We start from the raw sequence: 23,270 nt of genomic DNA, 5'->3' as shown, positions 1-23,270 counted from the left end.
AATGGGAAAAGTAATAATTTTAAAGGAAAGGGCTAGAGAAGGGCTTCACTCGCCCTTCTGGATGGATATAACCATACCGGCAGCGACTGTTTGACCCATGTCTCTGATAGCGAATCTACCGAGCTGTGGTATCTCCTTAACTGGCTCGATGACCATTGGCTTGGTTGGTCTGAGGATTACGATAGCTGAGTCACCGGTCTTGATGAATTGTGGGTTCTCCTCCACGATGTTACCCGTTCTTGGGTCGAGCTTGGCAAGGATTTGCTCGAATCTAACCGCGACCTGGGTTGTGTGAGCGTGGAGAACTGGTGTGTAACCGATTGTAATAGCTGTTGGGTGGTTGAGGACGATAATTTGGGCCTTGAATGTGTCCCTTGGTCTGACAACTGTTGGTGGGTTGGTTGGATGTCCAGCGACGTCACCTCTCTTTATGTCGTTCTTACCGACACCTCTGACGTTGAAACCAATGTTGTCACCTGGAAGGGCCTCTTCAAGTGGCTCGTGGTGCATTTCAATGCTCTTGACTTCACCTTGTATTGGCTTGTGGAAGATTGTTGATGCTGGCTCGAAGATGACTACATCCCCAACCTTAAGTCTTCCGGTTTCAACTCTACCGACTGGGACTGTACCGACACCCTTAATTGAGTAGACGTCTTGGATTGGGATTCTAAGTGGCTTGTCAACTGGCTTCTCTGGTTCTGGGATCTGGTCAAGGGCCTCGATGAGTGTTGGACCGTTGTACCAGGGCATCTTGTCGCTCTTCTTAACTACGTTGTCACCGTTCCAAGCGCTTATTGGGATGACTGGGAAGTTCTTGTAACCGAGCATTTGCAAGAGCTTTGTAACTTGTGTTGCAACCTCTTTAAACTTCTTCTCGTCGTAGTTGACCATGTCCATCTTGTTAATCGCAACGATTATGTGGTTGATACCGAGTGTTCTTGCGAGGAATGCGTGCTCCTTTGTCTGTGGCATGACACCATCTGTGGCTGCAACGACAAGAACTGCAGCGTCAGCCTGTGAAGCACCGGTAATCATGTTTTTAACGAAGTCCCTGTGTCCTGGAGCGTCGATAATGGTAATGTACCTGTGTGGGGTCTCGAACTTGGTGTGGGCAACGTCGATTGTAATACCTCTTTCTCTCTCTTCCTTGAGTCTGTCCATGACCCAAGCGAACTTAAATGACTTACCCTTTTCACCCATTTCCTCGAACTTCTTGATGATGCTCTCCGGAATGGTGGCCGTGTCGAAGAGCAATCTACCGATTGTTGTACTCTTTCCGTGGTCTACGTGTCCGATAAACACTATATTAACGTGTGGCTTCTCCTTTGCCATCTTAATACACCTCCAAAGTTATGCCTAAGTCTATTCATCAAAGTGGGTTTTTAAAGCTTTCTCTAAACCTCAGCTCTCTCACGCGGGAAACCCGCATTTTTCTGAGAGAGCCTCATGAGTTCATGGTGGGATAAAAATTGGGGTTTAAAAAATTAACTAAAATTAGACGGCAAGCTTTGAGGTCTCATCTTAAATCTCCATATGAGAGCGCTCAACCATATGTTTAATAATGCCAAAACCCAATACCTTTTGGTGACGAGGAAATGGGCGTCTATATCTTTACGCCGGAGGATCTTTTGAGATACGAAACCATAACCAAACACCAGCTGGAAGTGATTAGAGAGTCCATATTAAAGAAAGAAGACATTCTCGTCGTTGGGACAAGTAGGGCCGGTAAAACAAAGCTGATCGAGGCAATGATTCATCTCATTCCAGAGGAATGGAAAATAGCCGTTGTCACGGCCTATGGGGAGTTTAAGCCCTTCAAGAAGAACGTCCACGTGATAGACACCGAGTTCAATGAGAAGAGCACCAAACAAAGAACTAAGGAGGTTATAGAGGAGATTAAGAAACTCAATCCCGATTACGTTGTTGTAGACACCCTCCATACAATTGACGTTCCATACCTGCTGGACAAAATAATCGATGATTATCCCTTTATAATTTCCTCACTTGTCCTCTCGAGGGACTTAGTGGGGGAGATAAAACACTGGCTTAGAATAGACGACAAAACCCTTGCAAGGTTTGAGCTTGTTATTGAACTTTATAGGGACATAAAGAGCGGCCTTAGAAGGGTGAACGCAATCTATCGGGTTGTTCAAAAAGAAGGAGAAATAAAGCTGGAGAAAGTTGCTTAGACCTTTGCCTTTAATTCTTCTATCACTTCTCTCAGATTCTGGAGCATCTCTTCAATGTCTTCAAACGTCATGTATCCCATGTTTCCAATTCTGAAGGTTTTCTCCTTTATGCCTTCACCGTAGCCCTTAGCAAGCTCAAAACCCCTCTCACGCATTGCGTTATAAACTTGATCTCCTTTAATGCCCTCCGGTGTAAGTACTGCCGTTATTGTGGGGCTCTCGTAGCCTTTTTCGGCAAGAATTTCTAAGCCAATCTCTCTTACTCCGTTCCTTATCATCTCGCTTCTCTTTTTATACATCTCAAGCCACTTCTCTTTTCCGCCCATCTTATCGATTATTCTAAGCACAACGTTTAGGCCAAACTCCTGGGGCATTGCCGGGGTTGAAGGTGGCCCCTGCTTTTCGTTCTGCACTTTGATGTACCTTGGAATGTCAAAGTACCAGCCTCTCTCTTCCATTTTGTGGGCTATTTCAATGAATTCTTCACTGAAAGCTCCAATAGCTAACCCGGGAGGAACTCCAAAAGCCTTTTGGGAACTTCCGAAGACAACATCGATTCCCCATTTGGTGAACCTTATGTCGGCCCCACCCATTGCACTCACGGCATCAACGAAAACAAGCTTGTCGTGCTCCTTTGCCACCTTGGCTAACTCCGGTAAAGGATTGAGAACACCGGTAGAAGTTTCGTTATAGGTTATTGTCACAGCCTCAACGTCCGGGTTTTTCTTTAGTGCCTCATCGAGATCTTCCGGTTTTACGGCCTTTCCGGGCTCATATTCTAAGGTTACGGCCTTTCTTCCATTGCTCTCTACAACCTGCTTGTACCTTTTTCCGAAAGCTCCGATTATTGTCACAAGAACCTTTCCGCCTTTGGAAACACCGTTCCTAATGCTTGCTTCCATCACTCCAGTACCGGAGCTCGGGAAGAGAAGAACTTCTCCTTTCTCAACTTCAAGGAACCTCTTGAGTCTCTCAACGGTATCGACGTGCATCTGCTTGTACTCCTTTGCTCTGTGACTAAACATCTGGACTTTCATTATCTCAAGAACTTCCGGAAAACATGCAACTGGGCCTGCGGTGAAGAGTTTGTATTTTGGCTTTACTATCTCGTAAACTTCCCTATAGGCATCCTCAAACTGCATAGTATCACCCAGTTGAAAGATGGCTCATAGATTATAAAAACCTTTATATATCCACCACCAAAAAGCTTTCAAGTCAAGAATCCAAAACTTTTATAAGCTAAGCAAAGTGCTTACCTTTAGATTACGCTCATTTGGGAGGTGAGAAGTATGGCTTTGAGACCGGCCAAGATTGACAGATACGTTGATAAGCCCGCTTACACGAGAAGGGAATACATTAGAGGTGCTCCAGGTCCAAAAATTACTATCTTCGACATGGGGAATCCCGCTGGAGACTTTGAGTTTGAGGTTAGCCTTCACACAGCTGAGCCAGTCCAAATCAGGCAAAACGCCCTTGAAGCTGCAAGAACTCAAATCAACAGATTCCTCACAAAGAACGTCGGTAGGAGCAACTTCCACTACAAGATTAGGGTTTACCCATTCCAAGTGCTTAGAGAAAACCCGATGGCTACCGGAAGAAAGGCCGACCGTTACGGAAACGGTATGAGAAGGCCCTTTGGAAAGCCAATTGGATTGGCTGCAAGACTTAAGAAAGATCAGAAGATCCTCACCGTTAGGGTTAACAGAGAGCACCTAAAGTTTGCAATTGCCGCAATGAAGAGAGCAAGCATGAAATTCCCATGCAAGTGCTACTACAGAATCTACGACAAGGAAGGAAACGACGTAACAACCAAAATACTGTCAACACTTTGAGGTAAAAGCTTATTAACCTTAACTTTTCCTTTTCTTTCATGATGGCATTTGTGCACCCTTTTAAGTCTCAAATGATTTCTCTCAGTAATGCACCCCATAACGGTGGAGTTTTCAGAGCTAACGGGTTCTTTTTCATGCAGGTTCACAAAAATTATAACGGAGATTACAAGAAGGATTGTCTTGAATTTGAAAGGGCAAATGGGCTGGAGAATTTTGTAGGTTTCATGACTGCTGCAGATATAAAAAAGGTCCTCTCTATTGCAGAGTATGGAAACGTTAGGGCCTACATCACAGCGGGAATGACTAATCCCGCAATAGCTGGGGATGAGCCTCCCCGATTTTTAAGCAAAACAATCAACATAGCTCTGGTTATTGAAGAAGGGCTCACTCTGGGAGCTATGGCAAATGCAATAATGACGGCCACAGAAGCAAAAACATACACACTATTGGATCTCGGTTATAATGCTACTGGAACTACAAGTGATGGAATTGGAGTGTTTGCCTTCGAGGGAGAAGGGGAATGGGCAGGAACCGCCACAAGGCTTGGAATAGACATAGGGAGGGCGGTTAGAAAAGCTCTAAAAGAAAGCTTGGAGAAGTGGGAAAAAACTAAGGACTCTTTGTGAGTTTTTCGTAGAGCTTTTCCACTCTCCCCTCGATATCTCTCTCAGTGAATCCCCTCTTTAGTGCCAGCCATGCAGCTCCTCCGGCTCCAACCCCCTCTTTCACGTAGCCCCTTTCGTAGTCTCTAAGACCTTTAAATCTGCTCTTTGAAAAGTCCAAGTTCGCATATTGGTACTCTACTCCCAGTTCCTCGGCCGTTTCTTTGAAAGTCGAGCTTCTGTCTTTTATTACCCACTTTGTTGTCACAATCGTGAACCTTTCGAGCTCTTCTCCCATAGCTCTTAACAAGGCTGCAACAGCCAGCATTTGTGTTCCACCGGCGAGTATTACTTTTCCTTTGAACTTCCGGGCGATCCCTATAACTGTGGCCATCATCGGGTCGCCAAACTCTTCCAAGGCTAGTAATGGTTTGTCCTTAAGCTCCCCTTCTTTTATACCCGCCCTTTTGAACCCCTCTGCTATTACCTTCTCTTTTAAGGGTTGAGGATTTTTTGGGGAAGCCGAGGAAGTCTTTGCATCGTATCCAAGAGCCCACAAAACCGCTTGAGCTGTTGTTGTTCCTCCCGGCGTTGACTCTCCAATAACGAGCTCTTCGGGATTTAATCTGTTTAGCTCTTTCCCAAGAATGATCGCCCTCTCCATTATTTCCCTCGCTTCTGGCAGAGCTTTTTCCTTTCTAAAGTCCCTCCCAACGTGGCTGCTTATATGGATGTGGGGCACAAGGGGTGCCATGTAAGTTCCTCCTCTGACTACCATAATGGGAAAACCTGCAAGCTCTTTTGCCGCTTTTGTAATTATTGCCGGAGTTGGATGTCCCTCTGGGGTTACGGGTATTGCATCTATTATCTTCGGCCTTTCGTAAAAAAGGTATTCCGCATCTGCCGGTGGAGTTAGTTTTGTTAGCTCCGGCGTTGCCCCTGCCATGCTTATTCCCGGTATTAAAGATACTTCGGTGTTTCCCAATACCACAAGCATCATAGATATCACCCTTGGACAAATTGTCCAATAGGTTTATATACCCTCCTTTTTTATTATCGCTGGACTAATTATCCAGGTGAGGAACATGAAGAAGATTGGCATCCTGCTTGCACTGCTTATGTTTGGAGTTGTTGTGGCGGGCTGTATCGGGCAAACCGCCAATACCACAACAGAAACCACTGAAAAAAAAGTGACACCCACGACAACCACGGCAAATACAGTAAGCGAAACCCAAACTCCCGCTCCTAAATATCCATTAGCTATAGTCGATTTTGCCGGAAGGAAGGTCACCATAGAGAAAGAGCCCCAGAGAATAGTTTCTTTAGCTCCAAGTATAACGGAAACCCTCTATTTCATAGGCGCTCTCGACAAAGTTGTTGGAGTGACAAAATTCGACAACTACCCAGAGAACGTTCAAGAAGGGAGAACCGTTGTCGGGGGATTTTCTGATCCCAGCATAGAGGTGATAGCATCTTTGAATCCAGACCTTATAGTTGGTACTTCAATGCATCTCAAATACTTAGAACAACTTGAAAAGATAGCCCCGGTCATAATCATTGATCCAAAAAGTATAGAGGAGATTTATAAAGCAGTTGAACTTTTGGGAAAAGTTACGAATAAAGAGGAGAAAGCAAATGAAGTCGTGAATAACATGCAAAGTAAGATTGAAGAAATAAGATCAAAAGTAAAGGATGCTCCAAGAGTAAAGGTCTTTTACATAGTCTGGAGCGACCCTCTGATGACCGCTGGTAACGCCACTTTCATTAACGATCTCATAATATTGGCAGGGGGAGAAAACATATTTGGAGATACTCAAGGGTGGCCGCAAGTGAGTGTTGAAGAAGTCTTGGCAAGGAATCCGGAGGTAATAATCCTTCCTCCACATGCGGGGATGAGTGCGGAAGACCTCTGCAACACTCAGCTTATTAACACAGATGCCGTAAAAAATGGGAGGGTTTACACTCTAAGCAGTGATGACATCGTTTCAAGGCCAAGTCCAAGGATAGTCGAGGGTTTGGAGGAAATCGCAAAGTTCTTACATCAAGATGTGTTTAACTTCACATATCAGCCTCTTGTATGTGAGGCTACGGCAGGCTGATTCTTTTTTTCTCTTTTTTGGTGGTGGTTATGGGTAGAGCTTTAATGATCCAGGGGACTTCCTCAGGGGCTGGAAAATCCTTATTGGCCCTTGCGTTATGCAGGATTCTTACAAACCTCGGCTACGATGTGGTTCCCTTCAAGAGCCAGAACATGAGCCTAAATTCTGCTCCAAGCATTGAAGGGGGAGAAATAAGCAGGGCTCAATATTTGCAGGCTTTGGCGTGTAAGAAGAAGCCCTCTGTGAGGTTCAATCCTATTCTTCTAAAACCTGAGGGGAACATGAGAAGTCAAGTAGTTTTTATGGGGAAGCCCATCGGGAGTGTCTCAGCCAGAGAATACATGCTTTCCACCAAGGAGGAGCTCTTTAAAAGGGCCATGAAGGTTCTGGATGAGCTTATGCATAGTCATGATATCGTAGTAATTGAGGGAGCGGGCTCCCCTGTGGAGATAAACTTGAAGGATTACGATATTGCAAACATGCGGGTTGCAAGGCATGCAAATGCCAAAGTTATTCTCGTTGCTGATATAGATAGGGGAGGTAGTTTTGCTTCAATAGTAGGCACGATGGAGCTTTTGAGCGAGGAGGAAAGGGAGCTAGTTATGGGATTTGTTTTTAACAAGTTTAGGGGAGATAAATCTCTCCTTGAACCCGGCTTTGGGTATCTGGAGCAGAAATATGGGAAGAGAGTCTTGGGGGTTATTCCCTATGTGGATCACAAACTGCCAGAGGAAGATTCCTTAGCAGAGTTTCCTAAAGTTAAAGGTGAGCTGCACATACAGATCATCAAGCTTCCACATATAAGCAACTTCACCGATTTCGAACCCCTTCATTGGGCCAACGGTGTTGATTATGTAACGAGGGCGGATGAGATAGAGGGTGACCTCATAATAATCCCGGGGAGCAAAAACACGGTGGAAGACTTGCTCTGGATGAGGGATAACGGGATTGAAGATGCCATAATAAACGCCCACAGTGAGGGTTCATTCGTTGTGGGAATCTGCGGTGGCTTTCAGATGCTTGGGAAGGAGATAATAGACAATGTCGAGTCAAAGAGAGGCAAGGTTAGGGGCATCGGTCTTCTGCCAGCTAAGACGGTCTTCACGATGGAGAAGAGAACCAACCACCTGAAATCGGAAATACTGTGGGAGCAAGCCATGGAAATGGAAGTTGAAGGCTACGAGATAAGGATGGGGCGCTCTACAAGTGAGAGACCGTTCTCAATAATAAAGGAGATAAACGGTGCCAAAGCCTTCGAGCCCGAGGGGGCTATAGGTGAGAGAACCTTTGGAACGTATCTCCACGGAATCTTCCACAACTTCGCATTCACAAAGCGGCTTTTAAACATGCTTCGCTTGGAAAAGGGTCTCGAGCCCTTAAGCCTCAAGGAATGGAGTCTGGAGGGGGAAATTGAAAGATTTTCCAGAGTTGTGGAAGAAAACTTAGACCTCAATCACATCCTGAGTGAACTTGATATATAGGAGCTTGGCAATTCTGTTTGCAAGTTCAAGCTCCCTTGGTGTGTTCACGTTTATGGCCAAAAGAGGATTTCTCAGCTCGACGAATTTTTCTCCCTCATAGGAAACTCCGTTAATTCCTACAATTGCGTATCCTCTGTAAGCTGTGACTCCAAGGTCTTTTGGGACTATGTTTAAAGGCAAAACTCCGGTGATGCTGGTTTTTTTCTTTTCAAGCTCTCTCCTTATAAGGGCAACATCACACGCCTTCACGAAAGGCAGGTCAGCTGAGACGCTTACAAATGGTCCAAACTCACTCAAGAGCCACTGAACGTCTTCAACGTATCCTCTTCCCGGCGTGTTAACGAAGGGAATCCCCTCCCGGAGGCATAGTTCCATTGTTTTTGGCGTGTTCTTCGAGAGGGCAACAAGGGTTTCATCTATCTTTGAGCTCTCATTGTAAACCCAGAGGAGCATTTCTTTATCTGCTATTTTCAACACTGGCTTTTCTTTTCCCATTCTGGTAGATTTTCCACCCGCTAAGATGATTATCATAGATACCACCAGACAAAAGCCGTAAGTAAAAGTGTTCCGGCTCTTGTTATCTCTGCTATTGCTCCAATGCAGTCCCCATTTAAACCTCCGAAATTGTCTATACTAACCTTCATGACGTATGCACTAACCAAAAGTCCAACAACTGAAAAAATGGCCTTTGGGTTATAAAATCCTATAGGGAAGATGAGGATCGAGTATAACAAGGTGCCAACAGCCAATTGCCTTTTGTTCATCTTTTCCATAAAATACCATCCTAATCCTGATCCAAGTGGTTTTTTGGTGGCTAAAGCAAGGAGCATTGCATACTTTGAGTTCAGCTCAGCCAGAAATATTGCATAAAATGGGAGGTAGTTTAGGGAGTATATCTGGACAAGAAGTACCATTGCAACGGCAAAAATTCCAGCTATACCCGTGTTCAGGTCTTTCATGGCTTCAATTTTCCTTTCTCTGTCTCCTTTAACCATAATTCCATCGGCCCAATCGGCTAGCCCGTCCAAGTGGAGTAGGCCTATTGTGGAGTAAAGCGAGAGAATTGCTAAGATGTTTTTCATAGGAAGGTCAAGGTATAAAATCAAAGTGGGCAGAGAGGAGGTAAGGGTAGCAAGCAGAGGAAAGGCCCATATTTCATTCCTGGCTTTTTCGAAGTCTCCCCTTATTGGGACTCTTGTCATAAACGGGATGATGTTTCTCATGCAACCACCTGGCTAATTAATCCAATTGCAAGAAAGCTTAAAAAGTCTGCCCCATGTACGAATACTGCCAGGATAAGCAGTAGGGGCGATTTAAATCACTAATACTACTTGAGAAAATCAGAAAAAGTTGAGGGGAATATAAAGGCTGAAATCATTGTTTACTAGGTGGGTTCAGTCTTAATCTTTTTTCATCTTTTTTATGGAATCTTAACTTAAGATAGTCTAACTCTAACGTCCTACTGATTATCCTGGACAATATTGAAGTATCAAAAGTAAAATTTATAATTTTTGTGTTTAAATATACTACTGGTGATTTGCGTGGCGGACGCCAAGCAAGAAGCGGAAATTTTGGAACTTGTTAAAAACATAGTCGAGACCAAGCCAGAATTCAACTACTCCCAAATCCCCCCATTGTGTGCAGGCAGACAGTGCAACTCAAGGGCATGGTCAATAAGTGGTTTTTGATCCCCTATTGTATTTTTAATTTTTGTGTATGAGTCAAAGGAGGGAGTAAAATGAACACTGAAGATTTGTATTTGAAGCTTCAGAGGCTTGTTGACTCAGGAGTTTTCTACTGGAGAAAAGAGGAAGGACGGGGATTAGTACTTCACAAGATTAGTAGCAAAAAGGATACAAAAGGTTTTGAAGTTTACACAGACCTTGGAACTATTGCACTACTTGAACTTGCTAAGTCACATGTACCTTATGAAAAAATTGTTTCAATGATGCAAAATGCTTTTGGAATGACTCGAGAAAATGCCGAGGCTATGCTCTACGAACGCCTAAGCAAATTGCTGGGATTTACTACAGAATTCCTTTCTCCATATCCCCAAGCACACCCATACTCATACTCTGCTCCTCATCTAGCAGCAGTAGAGATTACATCCTACTGTAATTTGGCTTGCAAATACTGTTATGCTAATTCTGGACCTCACACAAATCTGTACATGAGTTTTGATGAAGTTTTGCATGTGTTTGACGAACTTGAAACTCTTAGAATCCCAATTTTATGGGTTACTGGAGGAGAACCCCTTCTTCATCCAGAGATTGACAAAATACTAAGAGATGCTCAAGATCGTGGATTTTATGTGATAGTTGCCACTAATGGAACTCCATTGTATAAGAATCAAAAATTGTTGTCCATTGTTAAGGAGTATGTTGATGAAATCCAGATAGCATTGGATGGAGCAACACGAGACACTCACGAATTTTATCGGGGGTATGGGACTTATGATAAAGTAATTTGGGCTATCAAAAACCTTGCCAGAGATAAGAACCATCATAGAACAATGATCGTTGTTGGCACTACCATAGGTAAAAGAAACTTGCATGAATTGCCCGATATTATTAAACTCGTTGATTCATTAGGAGCGGATAGCTGGGTTTATGGAGCATTAATCCCTATTGGTAGAGGAAAATTCATAAAATCCGAAGGGCTCTCCCTTAACGAACTAGTAGAGGCATACCACTTGATACTTCAAGGATCAAAACAAGCAAAAAATGTAACTGTGTTGAAGTCTTTAGCGGGTGTGACACCCCTTAATCCGCCCCCTACAAAACCAACTGCCAGATGCGGCGCAGTTAATTTTCAAATACAAATACATACAAATGGGGATGTATATCCTTGCGTCTTTCTTAGGGATCAAAAGTTTAAATTAGGCAATATTTTTCAAAACTCTTTAAAAGACATATTGGCATCTCCCCTTGCAGAATACTTCAGGATCGGCATTGATGATCCTGAAAAGGATAAATTCAACTTGGTTGCTCCTGAATGCAGACAATGCGTTCTTTATAAGAAAGGATATTGCAACACGTTTTGCAAGGCCATACCCCGAGAACTGTATTGCACAAAAGATATTCCAGGCTCCCCATTAAACCAATTGTACACCTCCAAGTTGGAGGGGGAAGAATGGAAGCAATAGCAGTTGAAGATCTCACCAAGAGCTATGGAGAAATCAAAGCCCTCGATTCCTTAACTTTTTCAGTGCAGGAAGGGGGCATTCTCGGGATTATTGGGCCGAACGGTGCGGGAAAAACAACCTTAGTGAGAATTCTCAGTTTACTGCTTAAACCGGACAAGGGCAGAATACTCCTGTACGGTCATGAGGTTAATTCCCGCAAAAGCGAAATTAAAAACCTCTTTGCGCTCCTGCCTCAAGAGGCAAAGTCCCATTTTTACACCCTCACGCCTTTCGAGTACATTTACCACTACCTCAGGATGCGTGGATTTTCAAGGAAAGATGCCAAGATTCGGGCTGGAAAGGCTGTGGAGGAGTTTGGCATTGACTATGCCGATAAGATAATGTCAACGCTTTCGGGTGGCATGGTGAGGAAAACTCTGCTCGCCATGATTTTGTCGGCTGATGCTAAAATCTACTATCTGGATGAGCCTACTGTGGGGCTCGACGTTGAAAATCGCCTGAAGTTGTGGGAAATATTGAGAGAAAAAAGCAAGAACTCCACCGTAGTAATAACAAGCCACTATTTGAACGAAATTTCCAGCGTATGCGACAACGTGCTTCTCCTTAAAAAAGGAAGGGTGGTTGCTTTTGGTAAACCCGAGAAAATTGCACGGCAGTATCTATCACAGTTCCATTCGAAGATAGTTGTTTTTGGGGAGTTTACCAAGGAGGACTATACAACAAGGAGGGCAGGGAAGAACACTTTCGTCTATACCAAGTCAAAATCAGAGGAAAGAGAGGTGATTGAGGAGCTAAAAGATACTGGAATCCCTTTTAAAAGAGAGGAACTGACCATAGAAGATATATTCCTTGTGGGGGATTTGAGATGAACCTCTGGGCAATAATTGAGTATTATGGGAACGCATTAATGAAGAGCAAAAGCTCAATCTTAAGTTTTGCCATACAACCACTTTCGTTTATTTTTATCGTCTATGTGATTAGTGAGGGCAGATTTCTTTCATCTGCCATTGCAGGAGCCATCATCAGCTTCATCATTGGGGTTGGGATGGCAGATCTTCCAATAGAGCTGGTGGGGATGAAAGTTCGTTCAAAATTTTACGATATAATGATGTCTTTACCTGGGAATTCAGCAGAGAAGATGCTCGGAATATCGATAGGCATGAGTTTGCCGGCTACGCCTTACTTGGCGATACTCATCCTCACTCTCCTCGCAAAGTTTGGGCTTTCTCACATAAGATATGTAGCCTTCGGTGTGGTTTCTCTGTGGATATGGAGCACGACCATTGGAATGTACATCGGTGTCAAAATGAGGGAACCCCTTACGGTTATGAGGCTGTCAACGGTTTTAACAACCATACTAACGGTTTTTCTTCCGGTTTATTACCCCATAACTCTCGCACCCGAGAAACTACGCTATGTTCTCCTCCTGATACCCACCGTCAGTGCTTCCCACCTGATAGCATATGAGCATCCGCAATATGGGGGTTTGTCTATGGCATCATTAGTGTTCTGGCTAGTTTTGTGCTTGGTATTGATTCTTACCATCGAGTTCAGGGAAGATTAGATTGTTATTCCTCCCCCTTCGTTGGGAGTCCCGGATGAAGTGAGCTCGAAGAGCTTTGTCATGCATCCGGCAATGAATCCTCCTATGGCATCATCCAGGAAAGGAGGAAGCTCCTTTAAAATCCCCGGCTTTTTTGTGTCATAGTAAAAGAAGTTGAAGAGCGCCATTTTGCCCCCAATGTATTCAGCTATGTCAATTCCTATAAGCTCATCGGCAACCAAGCTGACGGGATCACCTTCAACTTTGAAGTTCTCTTCCAGGAGCAGAGCAGCTGTCAAAAGCGCTTGGACATTTATATCGTTTAGGTAATGGAGCATGATTTCCTTGAGTTTTTCTTTGACCTTTTCTCTCTCTTCTCCGATGTAGAGCTCCAGGGCAGTATCGAGCATTTTTTCAAGGGTTACCCCTTTGGAATTAAGCTTTTCGATCATCCCTCATCACCTTAAACCTTAACCACCAATACTTTTCGCTTTTCTCAATGGAAAGCTTTTCAAGCTTAAAACGCTCCCTAAAGAGTGGGCCGGAGAGTGTTACCGTGTGGAACTCTCCCCTTTCACCGAGCGGATCTACGGCGGGGTTCTTGTCTAAGAATACATCTAAATCTTCCAGGGAGGAAAACTTATATCCTAACCAGTCTTTTCCAAGTTTTTCCTTATTTACTGCAATTATTGCATATTCAAAGCCAGTATTAAGAATCTCTTCGGCTAGCTCAAGCGTATTTCGTCCCCACAGGGGTTCTAAGCTTCTAACACCGGCTTTTTCAGCAAGCCACTCCACCCACTTTAGGTGTTCTTCTATGAATACGTCCCCCGCTATGAGATAATCAACTTCAAGGGATGCTATGAATCTGGCTAAAGAATCTCCTCCTTCTGCCATGTCAAAGGTAAGGAGAGTTTTCCCCATGGCATTTGCAATGATCTTAAGGGCATCAAAATTTTCCCAGTGGGGAGATAGTCCAATTGAAGTCTTGAGGGCAAGTAAATAGGGAACTTTGATACCTCTCTTTTCGGCAAGATAGAGGGCGTATAATCCATCCTTTCCACCTGAGAAAAAAGTTACACCCCTCAAAGCCTTCCCTCCAGCTTTGCCTCTTCGTATTCCTCTTTGACTTTTTGAAGCTCTGCCTCCTCCACGTAAGGAATTATCGCACCACAGTTAAGGCATAGCCATGGATAAGCTCTTATAGCTCCGCTAATTGCTCCTTTAAATCCCCTTTTCCATGGAGCCTTCCAGAAGTGGAGGGCGCAGCTTTCTTGTGGGCTTTTTCCTTTTACAATTATTCCCTCACAAAATTTTGTCTCCATGCCACCACCAAAATTATAAATCTATTGGACATTTTATCCTTTATGCTGCTGAGGTTTGAGAGCCTTAAAAGGATTGGCGAAGTTTATATAAATCCAAAAAACTTCAAAACCATGCCGTTATTCTTAAAGACGTGGAGAGATCTCCTCTCTCTGGACGAGGAAGTCTATGGAGTCTATGCCAAAACAATCTACAACCCGGGGGAAAGATTTTTGGTTAAAAATAAGGCAGATGGGGAAAAAGCCCTTAAACTCTTGAAACTCTATCTTGAATTCCTTGGAGCCGTTCTGCCTACCCGTAAAGTGTGTGTAGAGTGTTAATTTCATAACGGGCAGGCTTCCACCCTCCCGTCTTCATTGGCTGGCTTTCGGGGGGAACGGTTACTCCCCACATCTTCAGGGCTTTCAGCAGTCCCCTTTCGGGCTTAGAACCCCACATATCGGGGACTGCTACATCATTAAAATTACAACTCAAAACTATTTAAAAATTTCGGAAAACAAAAGAATTCAAATGTTCCGTTTGTTGCTATCTATGAAACAGCCCATTGAGGTTCTGCAGTAAAGAGTATCATGAATACCAGATGAAAATAAAAGCCTTTGAGGGCTTGCCCTTTGCAAACGGCTGGGTCGGTTCCGGTGTTGCTTTGATAGGTGAAGCACCGGGCAGAAAGGGGTGCGGATTAACGGGGATATGCTTCTACAGAGATGCCTCGGGAATGCTTCTTAGGAAAACGTTTTTTCCCTCGGCATAAACCCGGATTTCGTGTACATTACTAATGTTGTTAAGTGCAATCCTCCGGAAAACAGGCTGAAAGGATTTGGAGAAAAGGAACTGGGGCTTTTGGAGAGGGAGCTCGATATCCTCAAGCCTAAAGCCATTTTTGCCATTGGAAAAACCGCCCGGAAAGCCCTGGAAAAGCTTGACCTTGATGCACTTTACCTTAAACATCCAGCCTGGTACGTTAGGAGAGGAATAAAAGAACCAAACGAGGAGATTCTTGAAGAGTATGAAGAAATAAGAAAGGCATTTGTCTCAATTCATGGCGGGACAGTTTAGGGCTTAGAAGATCGTCGTCAAATAAGGAGGGCTCCAGAAAGAGTTAAAAGGATAAAATGTCCAACACTGTTGATGCCAAAATGGAGCTGATAATCTTTCTCCTTGCTTTGGCGTTGGATTTAGCTATAGGAGAACCACCTACCTTAACTCACCCCGTAGTGTGGTTTGGCAAGCTCATTGAATTTTTTGATAGACACTACAGAAGGAGAAGTCCAGCTCTGGATTTTGCTATAGGGTCTTTGGGGACAATGGCTGTGATTGGCTTTGCCCTTTTCCTTTCAAAACTCCCGGATTTTTTGCCCAAATGGTTCGGCATTGGCTTGAGCGTTTACCTTTTAAAGAGCTCTTTTGCTGTAAAAAGCCTTGCCTGGCATGTAAAGGACACCATAAGAGAAGACATTGAAGAACAGCGAAAGTACGTTGGTTTGATTGTGAGCAGAGATGTGAAAAGCCTAGATAGGTATCATCTCAATTCAGCAGCAATCGAGAGCCTTGCCGAGAACATCGTGGATAGTGTGGTTGCTCCAATTTTCTATTTTCTCCTCTTTGGGCTAAGCGGGGCATTGGTGTATAGGGCCATAAACACCCTCGATGCCATGATTGGATACAGGAATGAGAGATACGAGTTTTTTGGGAAGCTTGCGGCGAGGATGGATGATATTGCGAACTTCATTCCCGCCCGTTTGACCGTTCTTTTGTTTCTTCCTTTGGGTCCTAGGAAAGTGCTGTCTCACTACAAAAAGGCCAAGTTTAAAATAAATGGTGATAAACCAATTGCAGCAATGAGTGCCGTTTTGGGAGTCTGGCTTGAGAAAAAGGGAGTTTATTATTTTGATGGCAGAGCTCCGGGACTTGAGGATATTAAGCGGGCTCTTAGAGTTTACTGGATCGTTGTGGGGGAGTGGATACTTACATCTGCTTTGGTTATGTGGAGGTGGTAGAATGCTTAAGCCTGTTAAATTTAAAGCTCATCACGGGGGTGCCAGAAGAGAGGGATTGTTGGACTTTTCAGCCTCATTGAACCCCTATCTTCCAGAATGGGTGGATGAGATGGTTGAGCGTGCTAAAGCCTTGAGCAACCGCTACCTTTACTGGGAAGGACTTGAGGAAGAGCTCTCAAACCTCATAGGAGAACCATTAACGGTCACGGCTGGGATAACCGAGGCTTTATACCTAGTTGGCATCCTCGCAATGAAAGAAAAAAGAAGAGTAATTATCCCGGAGCACACCTACGAAGAATACGAGAGGATTGCAAGAATCTTCGGGGCTGAGATCGTGAAGGCTCCAAATGATCCCGGAGCAATGGCTGAGAAGGTCGATAAAGGGAGTATTGTCTTTTTCTGCAATCCCAACAATCCTGATGGAAAATTCTATGGAGTGAAAGAGCTTAAGCCTCTAATACAAGCCGTAGAAGATCAAAATTCACTTCTCGTTTTAGATGAGGCTTTTATAGATTTTGTTAAAGATGCAAAAAGCCCTGAAAGTGAAAACATAGTAAAGCTGAGAACATTTACAAAGAGCTATGGCCTGCCCGGGATTAGGGTTGGCTACGTTGTTGGCTTTGAGGGGGCCTTCAAAAGTGTAAGGATGCCTTGGAGCATTGGATCCCTTGGCTATGCGTTTTTAGAGTTTGTCATAGCGGATGGATTTGAACACTTAAAGAGAACAATGCCACTAATCTGGAAAGAAAAAGAGCGGATGGAACATGAGCTAAAGGTGAAAAGCGATGCAAACTTTTTTATCAAATACGTTGGAGATGCAAAAAGTGTTGTTGAAAAGCTCGAAGAGAGGGCGATACTCGTTAGGGACTGCTCAAGTTTTGGATTGCCCGGCCACATAAGGTTCAGCATTCGGAAAAAAGAGGAAAATGACAAACTAATAGAGGCTCTAAAGCACCTCGACGGGCGAAGAGCATCCAATGTTGGCTGATTTTATACCTTTTTCCAAAACATTTTCTGTTTACTTTCTTTTTCTGGGAAACGGGAATGAGGAAAAGGGGCTAAGCTCCAAACTTTTCTGTCCTTCCCATTAGATCCATCATCATGGGCACTATGTACTTTCCTCTGACCCTTCCTATTCCTCCGCGCATGCACTCCCTTTCGCCAAAGCTTTCTGTGTAATCTGCTCTGACTCCTCCGCCGGCAATCAACAGAGGAACCGGATCGCCGCTGTGGTTTTTGACTTCACATGGCGTTGAGTGGTCTCCGGTGATAGCTATCACCGTGTTCTCAAGGTCCACATGTTCGAGTATATAACCAATCATCTCATCGGCCCTTTCAATCATTTCCACCTTTTTCATGGGGTTGTTATCGTGCCCGGCTGCATCGGTTGGTTTAAAGTGGAGAAACACAAAGTCGTAGTCCTTTAAAAGCTCAACGACTTTCTTTGCCTTGGCCATTGGATTTGTATTGTATTCACCCGTGGCTCCTTCGGGAGTGTAAACGTCGAAGCCTATGGCCCTTGCAACGCCTTTAACTAAGGCAGTTGCAACAACGGCGGCAGCCTTTACCTTCCACTCTTCGGTGAACTTCATTGGGATGTTTGGATAGGTTCCGGCGCCCCTAATGAGGAGATAATTTGCCACCGGCTTGCCTTCCTTTCTGCGCTTTTCGTTTATTGGATGCTTCTCAAGAACTTCATGCGCTTTCTGCACAAATTCTTCTAAAATTTCCGCAACTTTTTTGCTATCCTCATCGGCATACTCAAATTTGTGCAGTGGTTTTCCAGCTTCATGAGGGTCATTTTCTCCAACCTTGTATCCCTTGGCCATGCCTTTGAGCACGAGAACGGCTCTGTGGCCTGTTGCTCCAACAAATACGAACTCTACCGGTATTTTGACGTTCTCCTGAATGGCCTTTGCAAGCTCGTGAGCCTCTTCCGTGCTTATCCTACCAGCTCTCCTGTCGGTTATTATTCCGTTCTCGATTGTGGCGAAGTTAACTCTAAACGCCAAATCATCCTCGTCCAAGTTTAGCCCTACTCCCAGAGCCTCAAAGAAACCTCTCCCCCTGTATGTTTGATATGGATCGTAACCGAAAATTGCCAGATGCGCTGTATCGCTTCCGGCAGGTTTTCCCGGAGCTATGGGATCTTGCTGCCCGAGAATTCCAATCTTTGCGAGCCTATCCATGTTTGGTGTTCTTGCATACTCAAGAGGAGTCTTTCCACCAAGTTCTTTTACGGGTCTGTCTCCGAGTCCGTCAAGAATTATGAGAATGCCTTTCCTTTTCATGTTCTATCACCTAGGGTGAATACAGGGAGAGAATTAAAAACTTTATGAGAAACATTTTTAATCTCTGGACTCTCTCCCAATTGAGGTGAGAGCGTGAAGATACTCTGGGCACCTTGGAGAATCGAGTACATTCGTTCCCCAAAGCACAACGGCTGCATATTTTGCGATTTCCCCAAAGAAAACCGCGATGAAGAGAGATTAATCCTTTACAGAGGTAAGCATGCATTTGTTATCATGAACAATTATCCCTATAACCCCGGCCACGTGATGATCGCTCCTTACAGGCACGTTGGAAAATGGGAAGACCTCACCGATGAGGAGCTTTTGGAAATAATGAAGCTTTCCCAGCTAATGATAAAGGTTTTAAAGAGAGCTATGAATCCAGATGGCTTCAACATGGGCGTTAACCTTGGGAGAGTGGCCGGGGCCGGAATAGACGACCACGTTCACCTTCACATCGTGCCGAGGTGGAATGGAGATACCAACTTTATGCCCGTGATAGCGGACACGAAAGTTATTCCAGAGTCCCTTGAGGAGGCATATAGGGAGTTGAAAAAAGCGATAGAAGAGCTGGTTTAGCCTTCAAGCCTGTCAATGTCGCAGCTGAACATCTTCCCGTCTACCTCAGGCGTTATGGACTTGAGCACCTCCCGGGTATAAACCCTTCCCTTTTTCTCCACGTCAACGAGAGTAGTGGCCATGAACTCTATAATCGAGAGCACCACGGGATGGACGCCCTTCAGTATGTCCTTGTCCACGAAGTAGACGGCTATCCTCCTCTTATCCCCGAGGTGTACGGATATCCCGGCGAGGGTTCCCCTAAGTTCAACCCTGTCATCCGCGAAGAGGAGGGCCTTCTCGAGGCCCAGCACCGGGTTTATGAGGAATCCACCTTCAGGAACTGCACCCGCGTGTATCTCGAGCCCCCGCGCTTATCCTCCCAACGACCTTACCAACGTCGGATATTCCCCCTATCTTTATGACACCTCGTCGAAGAGGGAGACGTCAACCCCTGCCCGTTCCAGCTGGGTTTTGTATATGTGAAAGGTGTCCATGAAGTCGTCAATGAGCACTCTCCTGCCCCTCATTGAGGGCATCCCTTATGAGGGTATAGAGGACGTAGGAAGGAACAGCTGTGTCCGGTTTTTAACAATTAAAGAAGTGGAAAAGTCAATGTTTACCGCCCCACTAATCAGAAACCCTCTTCCACAACTCCCTCGTCTTCTTCCAGCAACCGGGTGGCATTAGCTCCCTCTCTGGGCAGTAACCTAAGGCTATGCACCTCGGACCAAGCTTTGCCCACTTTATTATTGGTTTCAGCTCTTCTCTCCTGGCTATCTCCTCAAGCATTTTCCACGCAACTTCTCTTATCTCCCACTGTGCCCTTTCACACGCTCTAAAACCGAGAAAATGCTTGAGCTCCCTCAAGTTCATTGTGACCACGATTTTGGTTCTCACTGCCTGTGGCAAGATGAAACGTGCATCCTCCTGGTGTATCCCTCTGGCATAGGTTTCTTCATAAAGCTCCATCGCCTCTTTCATCAACTTTCTCCACTTTTCATACAGCTCTGGCTTCTTTTTAATGCTCTCCGGAATAACAAAAGTTTCCTCTACATCTTCGGGATTTATCTTGATGTAGCGCATTGACTGCTGGGTATAGCTCGCTAGTCTATGTCTAACAAGTTGATGAGTGCAGATTCTTGAGCACCCTTCAATTGCAAAGGTAAAAACGGCATGCTCCAGAATTGATTCATGCCCATAGCCCAGAACCCTCGGCAAGTGCTTTTCAACATCCTCCATAGTTGTTCTTTCGAAGGCTTCACTTTCCCACTCATCCCAGTAGCTTATCAACGCAGCCCAAGTTACTGTTTCAAGGGGTTTTGGAGTGTAGTTTACTAGTTTGACCTTTAAGCCTTCCATCTCCCCCACCGGCAGTAAAAGGAGAACTTCCCTTATTAGCCTTGTTGAAAACTTCAGCAAGATATTGGCTTATGTTAGTTTACATTTATCCATTAGTTTTCAGAAATTTTTTGAAAATTTTCGCCGCTGAGTATTTTTTAACGACGAAATAGTTATTAAAGAAAACGCCAAGCTTTAAACGGTGATGCGCATGGTGGTAAGCTTAGCCGGAAGAGATATCCTCTGCCTTCAGGATTTTACAAGAGAAGAAATCGAGACTATTCTCAAAACGGCTGAAATGATGAAGATCTGGAACAAGATTGGAAAGCCGCACCGCGTTCTTGAGGGTAAGACTTTAGCCATGATCTTCCAAAAGCCCTCCACGAGAACAAGAATAAGCTTTGAGGTTGGAATCTACCAGCTCGGGGGCTATGCGCTCTACTTGAATGCCCAAGATTTGCAGTTGAGAAGGGGAGAGACGATAGCAGACACGGCAAGGGTTCTCAGCAGGTACGTTGATGGAATCATGGCGAGGGTCTTCGATCACAAGGACGTTGAGGATCTGGCAAAGTACGCGAGCGTCCCGGTAATAAACGGTCTCTCAGACTTCTCCCACCCGTGTCAGGCATTAGCTGACTACCAGACGATACTTGAGAAGAAGGGCAGGATTCAGGGGCTTAAGATAGTCTACGTTGGAGACGGAAACAACGTGGCCCACTCACTCATGATAGCCGGAACCAAGCTTGGAGCCAACGTGGTCGTTGCCACTCCAGAAGGCTATGAACCAGACAAGAGGGTCATCAAGTGGGCAGAGCAGAATGCTGCCGAAAGCGGTGGAAGCTTTGAACTCCTCCACGACCCGGTTAAGGCCGTTAAAGATGCCGATGTAATCTACACCGACGTATGGGCGAGCATGGGGCAGGAGGCCGAGGCGGAGCAAAGGAGAAAGATCTTCATGCCATTCCAGGTTAACAAAGAGCTCGTCAAGCACGCTAAGAAGGATTACATCTTCATGCACTGCCTCCCGGCCCACAGGGGAGAGGAAGTTACCGACGACGTCATAGACTCGCCAAACAGCGTTGTATGGGATCAGGCGGAGAACAGGTTACATGCCCAAAAGGCAGCCATGGCTCTTGTAATGGGCGGCATAAAGGTTTGAACCCTTTTCTACTTTTCTACTTTGATAGTTCAAAAATTGGAAAATCAAATCTGAGGAAGCACTTTTAGAAGGTCTTTTACGCTTTTAACAACAAAGCCTCTCTCATGAATTCTCTCGACTTTTTCTGCTTCTGGATTTACCCAGCATGCATACATTCCCACCTTTAAGGCCCCCTCAAAGTCTTCAGCCTTTGTGTCACCGATGTGGAGTGCTTCCTCTGGAGATACGTTAAAATACGCCAGCGGTGCTAAGAACGCCTCCCTCATGGGCTTATAGGCTTTGATCTCATCAGAATAGAACTGCTTGGTTATGTAATCGGCTAGACCAAATTTCTCTAAGATTAGCCTTGTGTAGGGGGAAGGCCAGAACATTACGTTGCCTGTTGTGGTGATTATATATTCTCTATGGAGTGCTTTTAGGGTTTCTTTTGTACCGGGAAGGACTATTTCCTCACCAACATTTAGGGTGGCCTTTGCTGCGGCCCTTTTCACTATTTCTACATCGACCCCTAAAGCCCTTGCGAGGAGTTCTTGACTCTCTTCCAGGGCTTTTTCCGGGCTGCCACTTTTTGATTTCCTTATCTTTTTGATTTCCTCCCTTGTTTTGAGGATGTTCTCCATAATTTCCTCTTCAGGAACTTCCAAAAGTTCTGATAGGGCTTTTACAAGGCTTTCGATCATGACGTTTATGTCCAGAAGGGTGTTCCAGACGTCGAAGGAGATTAGTTTGATCATCGCCACCACCCTTGAGATATTGGAGAAGGGATTAATAAATTTGCTACATTAAGTTAACTGAAGGTATTCGCAGCGTTCAGAGGAAAACTCCCTGCGATAATTGTTTTAAAAAGGATTTGGTCTGGAGCCCTGGATTTGGTAGCCCCGCGGGGATTCGAACCCCGGTCGCGGGATCCAAAGTCCCGCATGCTTGGCCGCTACACCACGGGGCTGCGCCCAATCACTACTTTATGGGTGCGTTTATAAATTTTACTGCAAGAGAACAGCTAGAAGATAATCTCCTCCTCTCCAATGCCCAATGAGAACCTTGATACTACCTTCTCGAACTCGCTTTCAGCCGTATATACAAATCCGCAGGTGTGGCATTTTAGATAGTTGTCTTCCACACTCAGCTCGGAAAAGCAGACTGGACAGCGGTATTCATTCCTCTCAAGCTCCTCGAATATCTCATTCACCATGACAAGCATCTTTAAGTCGTTTTCCCAATCCTCGTGCACCATTCCCCAGTAGGGGGCTGAGATTGGGTAGTAGTCCTCAAGGATTAATGGATTAATGCCCAGACTTCTTATTCCGGGAGGAAGCTTTTGCGCAGGCTCAATTGAAACAACGAACTGATCGTAGAACTCTATGTACTGCGCCCTTACGCTTATGCCGGAGGTTATTCTCTTTTTGAGGGGGTATATCTGAAGAAACAGCAGGTCGTTTGAGGGTTCAAAAAATGCAGAAATTCCCACGTCCTTTCTCTTAAAGAAATACGAGTACTCGTCTTCTCCAATTTCTTCTCCAACGAGGGAAAAACCAAGCTTTTTCAAAGCCCTATCAACAAAAGAAGGCTTTGGAAGAGACTTACGAATAATCAGATGCTCTCCTATCCATCCGGCTAATGCCATCGAATAACCTACATAAAACTGCCTCTGGATTCTGAGGTAAGCCACACTGGGCACTAATTTCATCTTTCCCAAGAGATATTGGAACT

At 44.8% G+C, this 23,270-nt stretch carries 29 protein-coding genes and 1 tRNA gene; 15 read left to right on the top strand and 15 right to left on the bottom strand.

Going from position 1 to position 23,270, the window contains the following annotated elements:
* Positions 1–45: 45 nt before the first annotated feature.
* The gene (gene tuf / locus ADU37_RS07555) at positions 46–1,332 is read right to left on the bottom strand and encodes a translation elongation factor EF-1 subunit alpha (RefSeq protein ID WP_058947021.1); all 1,287 of its coding nucleotides are present in this window, start codon (positions 1,330–1,332) and stop codon (positions 46–48) included.
* 263 nt (positions 1,333–1,595) lie between these two features.
* Here tuf and ADU37_RS07550 point away from each other — a divergent pair, with 263 nt between their 5' ends.
* Positions 1,596–2,189, top strand: coding sequence for a Flp pilus assembly complex ATPase component TadA (locus tag ADU37_RS07550; protein WP_058947020.1), 594 nt, complete (start codon positions 1,596–1,598; stop codon positions 2,187–2,189).
* Here ADU37_RS07550 and ADU37_RS07545 read toward each other — a convergent pair.
* On the bottom strand, positions 2,186–3,331 hold the full coding sequence (locus tag ADU37_RS07545; RefSeq protein WP_058947019.1) for an alanine--glyoxylate aminotransferase family protein: 1,146 nt from the start codon (positions 3,329–3,331) through the stop codon (positions 2,186–2,188). The two genes, ADU37_RS07550 and ADU37_RS07545, sit on opposite strands and share 4 nt — an antisense overlap.
* A 147-nt stretch (positions 3,332–3,478) precedes the next feature.
* Here ADU37_RS07545 and ADU37_RS07540 point away from each other — a divergent pair, with 147 nt between their 5' ends.
* A complete protein-coding gene (locus ADU37_RS07540; RefSeq protein WP_058947018.1) occupies positions 3,479–4,021 on the top strand; it encodes a 50S ribosomal protein L16 in 543 nt (180 codons plus the stop codon).
* A 41-nt stretch (positions 4,022–4,062) separates the two neighbouring features.
* A complete protein-coding gene (locus tag ADU37_RS07535) occupies positions 4,063–4,647 on the top strand; it encodes an adenosylcobinamide amidohydrolase (RefSeq protein ID WP_058947655.1) in 585 nt (194 codons plus the stop codon).
* Here ADU37_RS07535 and cobT read toward each other — a convergent pair.
* Entirely contained in the window at positions 4,631–5,623 is a 993-nt protein-coding gene (cobT, locus tag ADU37_RS07530; RefSeq protein ID WP_394325710.1) for a nicotinate-nucleotide--dimethylbenzimidazole phosphoribosyltransferase, read from the bottom strand. The two genes, ADU37_RS07535 and cobT, sit on opposite strands and share 17 nt — an antisense overlap.
* Before the next feature lie 85 nt (positions 5,624–5,708).
* On the opposite strand from cobT, the gene ADU37_RS07525 reads away from it, so the two are divergent.
* Together ADU37_RS07525 and ADU37_RS07520 are read left to right on the top strand one after the other, a co-directional pair.
* Positions 5,709–6,722: an ABC transporter substrate-binding protein gene (locus tag ADU37_RS07525; protein WP_058947016.1), complete on the top strand. Its 1,014-nt coding sequence runs from the start codon at positions 5,709–5,711 to the stop codon at positions 6,720–6,722.
* Positions 6,723–6,751: 29 nt separating this feature from the next.
* The gene (locus tag ADU37_RS07520) at positions 6,752–8,203 is read left to right on the top strand and encodes a cobyric acid synthase (RefSeq protein ID WP_058947015.1); all 1,452 of its coding nucleotides are present in this window, start codon (positions 6,752–6,754) and stop codon (positions 8,201–8,203) included.
* Here the strand turns inward: ADU37_RS07520 and ADU37_RS07515 are convergent.
* Positions 8,165–8,734 (bottom strand): NTP transferase domain-containing protein, encoded by a 570-nt coding sequence (locus ADU37_RS07515; RefSeq protein WP_058947014.1) that lies wholly within the window; start codon positions 8,732–8,734, stop codon positions 8,165–8,167. The genes ADU37_RS07520 and ADU37_RS07515 overlap by 39 nt on opposite strands.
* The gene (cobS, locus tag ADU37_RS07510; RefSeq protein WP_058947013.1) at positions 8,731–9,426 is read right to left on the bottom strand and encodes an adenosylcobinamide-GDP ribazoletransferase; all 696 of its coding nucleotides are present in this window, start codon (positions 9,424–9,426) and stop codon (positions 8,731–8,733) included. Before cobS ends, ADU37_RS07515 begins: the two co-directional genes overlap by 4 nt.
* Before the next feature lie 309 nt (positions 9,427–9,735).
* Between cobS and ADU37_RS11440 the strand changes: the two genes are divergently transcribed.
* The 4 genes from ADU37_RS11440 to ADU37_RS07495 are packed head-to-tail and all read left to right on the top strand — an operon-like array spanning position 9,736 to position 12,912.
* Complete coding sequence (locus tag ADU37_RS11440) at positions 9,736–9,891, top strand: hypothetical protein (RefSeq protein WP_158508491.1); 156 nt, start codon at positions 9,736–9,738, stop codon at positions 9,889–9,891.
* Positions 9,892–9,941: 50 nt separating this feature from the next.
* Complete coding sequence (locus ADU37_RS11320) at positions 9,942–11,348, top strand: radical SAM/SPASM domain-containing protein (RefSeq protein ID WP_058947012.1); 1,407 nt, start codon at positions 9,942–9,944, stop codon at positions 11,346–11,348.
* Positions 11,336–12,217 (top strand): ABC transporter ATP-binding protein, encoded by an 882-nt coding sequence (locus ADU37_RS07500; RefSeq protein ID WP_042702066.1) that lies wholly within the window; start codon positions 11,336–11,338, stop codon positions 12,215–12,217. Before ADU37_RS11320 ends, ADU37_RS07500 begins: the two co-directional genes overlap by 13 nt.
* A complete protein-coding gene (locus ADU37_RS07495) occupies positions 12,214–12,912 on the top strand; it encodes a hypothetical protein (protein ID WP_042702069.1) in 699 nt (232 codons plus the stop codon). Before ADU37_RS07500 ends, ADU37_RS07495 begins: the two co-directional genes overlap by 4 nt.
* Here ADU37_RS07495 and cobZ read toward each other — a convergent pair.
* From cobZ to ADU37_RS07480, 3 genes are read right to left on the bottom strand one after another with little or no spacing between them, the layout of a single operon-like run.
* Positions 12,909–13,343, bottom strand: a complete 435-nt coding sequence (gene cobZ, locus ADU37_RS07490) for an alpha-ribazole phosphatase CobZ (protein ID WP_058947011.1) — start codon at positions 13,341–13,343, stop codon at positions 12,909–12,911. The genes ADU37_RS07495 and cobZ overlap by 4 nt on opposite strands.
* Positions 13,327–13,980: a diphthine--ammonia ligase gene (locus tag ADU37_RS07485; RefSeq protein WP_058947010.1), complete on the bottom strand. Its 654-nt coding sequence runs from the start codon at positions 13,978–13,980 to the stop codon at positions 13,327–13,329. Before ADU37_RS07485 ends, cobZ begins: the two co-directional genes overlap by 17 nt.
* The gene (locus ADU37_RS07480) at positions 13,977–14,216 is read right to left on the bottom strand and encodes a hypothetical protein (protein WP_042702076.1); all 240 of its coding nucleotides are present in this window, start codon (positions 14,214–14,216) and stop codon (positions 13,977–13,979) included. Before ADU37_RS07480 ends, ADU37_RS07485 begins: the two co-directional genes overlap by 4 nt.
* Before the next feature lie 42 nt (positions 14,217–14,258).
* On the opposite strand from ADU37_RS07480, the gene ADU37_RS07475 reads away from it, so the two are divergent.
* The 4 genes from ADU37_RS07475 to ADU37_RS07460 all read left to right on the top strand — a co-directional run bounded on the left by ADU37_RS07475 (position 14,259) and on the right by ADU37_RS07460 (position 17,199).
* Complete coding sequence (locus ADU37_RS07475; protein ID WP_058947009.1) at positions 14,259–14,534, top strand: hypothetical protein; 276 nt, start codon at positions 14,259–14,261, stop codon at positions 14,532–14,534.
* 442 nt (positions 14,535–14,976) lie between these two features.
* Entirely contained in the window at positions 14,977–15,270 is a 294-nt protein-coding gene (locus ADU37_RS11885; RefSeq protein ID WP_394325709.1) for a uracil-DNA glycosylase family protein, read from the top strand.
* An 80-nt stretch (positions 15,271–15,350) separates the two neighbouring features.
* Positions 15,351–16,211, top strand: a complete 861-nt coding sequence (gene cbiB / locus ADU37_RS07465) for an adenosylcobinamide-phosphate synthase CbiB (RefSeq protein ID WP_058947654.1) — start codon at positions 15,351–15,353, stop codon at positions 16,209–16,211.
* Position 16,212: 1 nt separating this feature from the next.
* Positions 16,213–17,199, top strand: coding sequence for an aminotransferase class I/II-fold pyridoxal phosphate-dependent enzyme (locus ADU37_RS07460; protein ID WP_058947008.1), 987 nt, complete (start codon positions 16,213–16,215; stop codon positions 17,197–17,199).
* A gap of 70 nt (positions 17,200–17,269) precedes the next feature.
* Here ADU37_RS07460 and ADU37_RS07455 read toward each other — a convergent pair whose 3' ends face one another.
* Complete coding sequence (locus tag ADU37_RS07455) at positions 17,270–18,502, bottom strand: 2,3-bisphosphoglycerate-independent phosphoglycerate mutase (protein ID WP_058947007.1); 1,233 nt, start codon at positions 18,500–18,502, stop codon at positions 17,270–17,272.
* Positions 18,503–18,595: 93 nt separating this feature from the next.
* Between ADU37_RS07455 and ADU37_RS07450 the strand changes: the two genes are divergently transcribed.
* Positions 18,596–19,081 carry an HIT domain-containing protein gene (locus ADU37_RS07450; protein ID WP_058947006.1) on the top strand — a complete coding sequence of 162 codons (486 nt, stop codon included), beginning with the start codon at positions 18,596–18,598 and terminating at the stop codon, positions 19,079–19,081.
* Here the strand turns inward: ADU37_RS07450 and ADU37_RS11525 are convergent.
* The 3 genes from ADU37_RS11525 to thyX form a co-directional block, all read right to left on the bottom strand.
* Complete coding sequence (locus ADU37_RS11525; protein WP_058947005.1) at positions 19,078–19,374, bottom strand: DUF257 family protein; 297 nt, start codon at positions 19,372–19,374, stop codon at positions 19,078–19,080. The two genes, ADU37_RS07450 and ADU37_RS11525, sit on opposite strands and share 4 nt — an antisense overlap.
* A gap of 105 nt (positions 19,375–19,479) precedes the next feature.
* Positions 19,480–19,590, bottom strand: a complete 111-nt coding sequence (locus ADU37_RS11650) for a DUF257 domain-containing protein (protein WP_238981934.1) — start codon at positions 19,588–19,590, stop codon at positions 19,480–19,482.
* A gap of 100 nt (positions 19,591–19,690) precedes the next feature.
* Positions 19,691–20,422: an FAD-dependent thymidylate synthase gene (gene thyX / locus ADU37_RS07440; protein ID WP_058947004.1), complete on the bottom strand. Its 732-nt coding sequence runs from the start codon at positions 20,420–20,422 to the stop codon at positions 19,691–19,693.
* A 190-nt stretch (positions 20,423–20,612) separates the two neighbouring features.
* Here thyX and argF point away from each other — a divergent pair, with 190 nt between their 5' ends.
* Positions 20,613–21,560 carry an ornithine carbamoyltransferase gene (gene argF / locus ADU37_RS07435; RefSeq protein ID WP_058947003.1) on the top strand — a complete coding sequence of 316 codons (948 nt, stop codon included), beginning with the start codon at positions 20,613–20,615 and terminating at the stop codon, positions 21,558–21,560.
* A gap of 44 nt (positions 21,561–21,604) precedes the next feature.
* Here the strand turns inward: argF and ADU37_RS07430 are convergent, their stop codons facing one another.
* From ADU37_RS07430 to ADU37_RS07420, 3 genes are all read right to left on the bottom strand, one after another.
* On the bottom strand, positions 21,605–22,291 hold the full coding sequence (locus ADU37_RS07430; RefSeq protein WP_058947653.1) for an HAD family hydrolase: 687 nt from the start codon (positions 22,289–22,291) through the stop codon (positions 21,605–21,607).
* A 139-nt stretch (positions 22,292–22,430) separates the two neighbouring features.
* Positions 22,431–22,506 (bottom strand) — tRNA-Gln (locus tag ADU37_RS07425).
* Between the two features lie 54 nt (positions 22,507–22,560).
* Positions 22,561–23,247 (bottom strand): hypothetical protein, encoded by a 687-nt coding sequence (locus tag ADU37_RS07420; RefSeq protein WP_058947652.1) that lies wholly within the window; start codon positions 23,245–23,247, stop codon positions 22,561–22,563.
* Between the last annotated feature and the right edge of the window lie 23 nt (positions 23,248–23,270).

It is taken from the genome of Thermococcus sp. 2319x1, assembly GCF_001484685.1.
Taxonomy (GTDB): Archaea; Methanobacteriota_B; Thermococci; order Thermococcales; family Thermococcaceae; genus Thermococcus_A.
The sequence above is the reverse complement of the archived record's forward strand: the minus strand, read 5'-3'. Positions and strand labels throughout refer to the sequence as shown.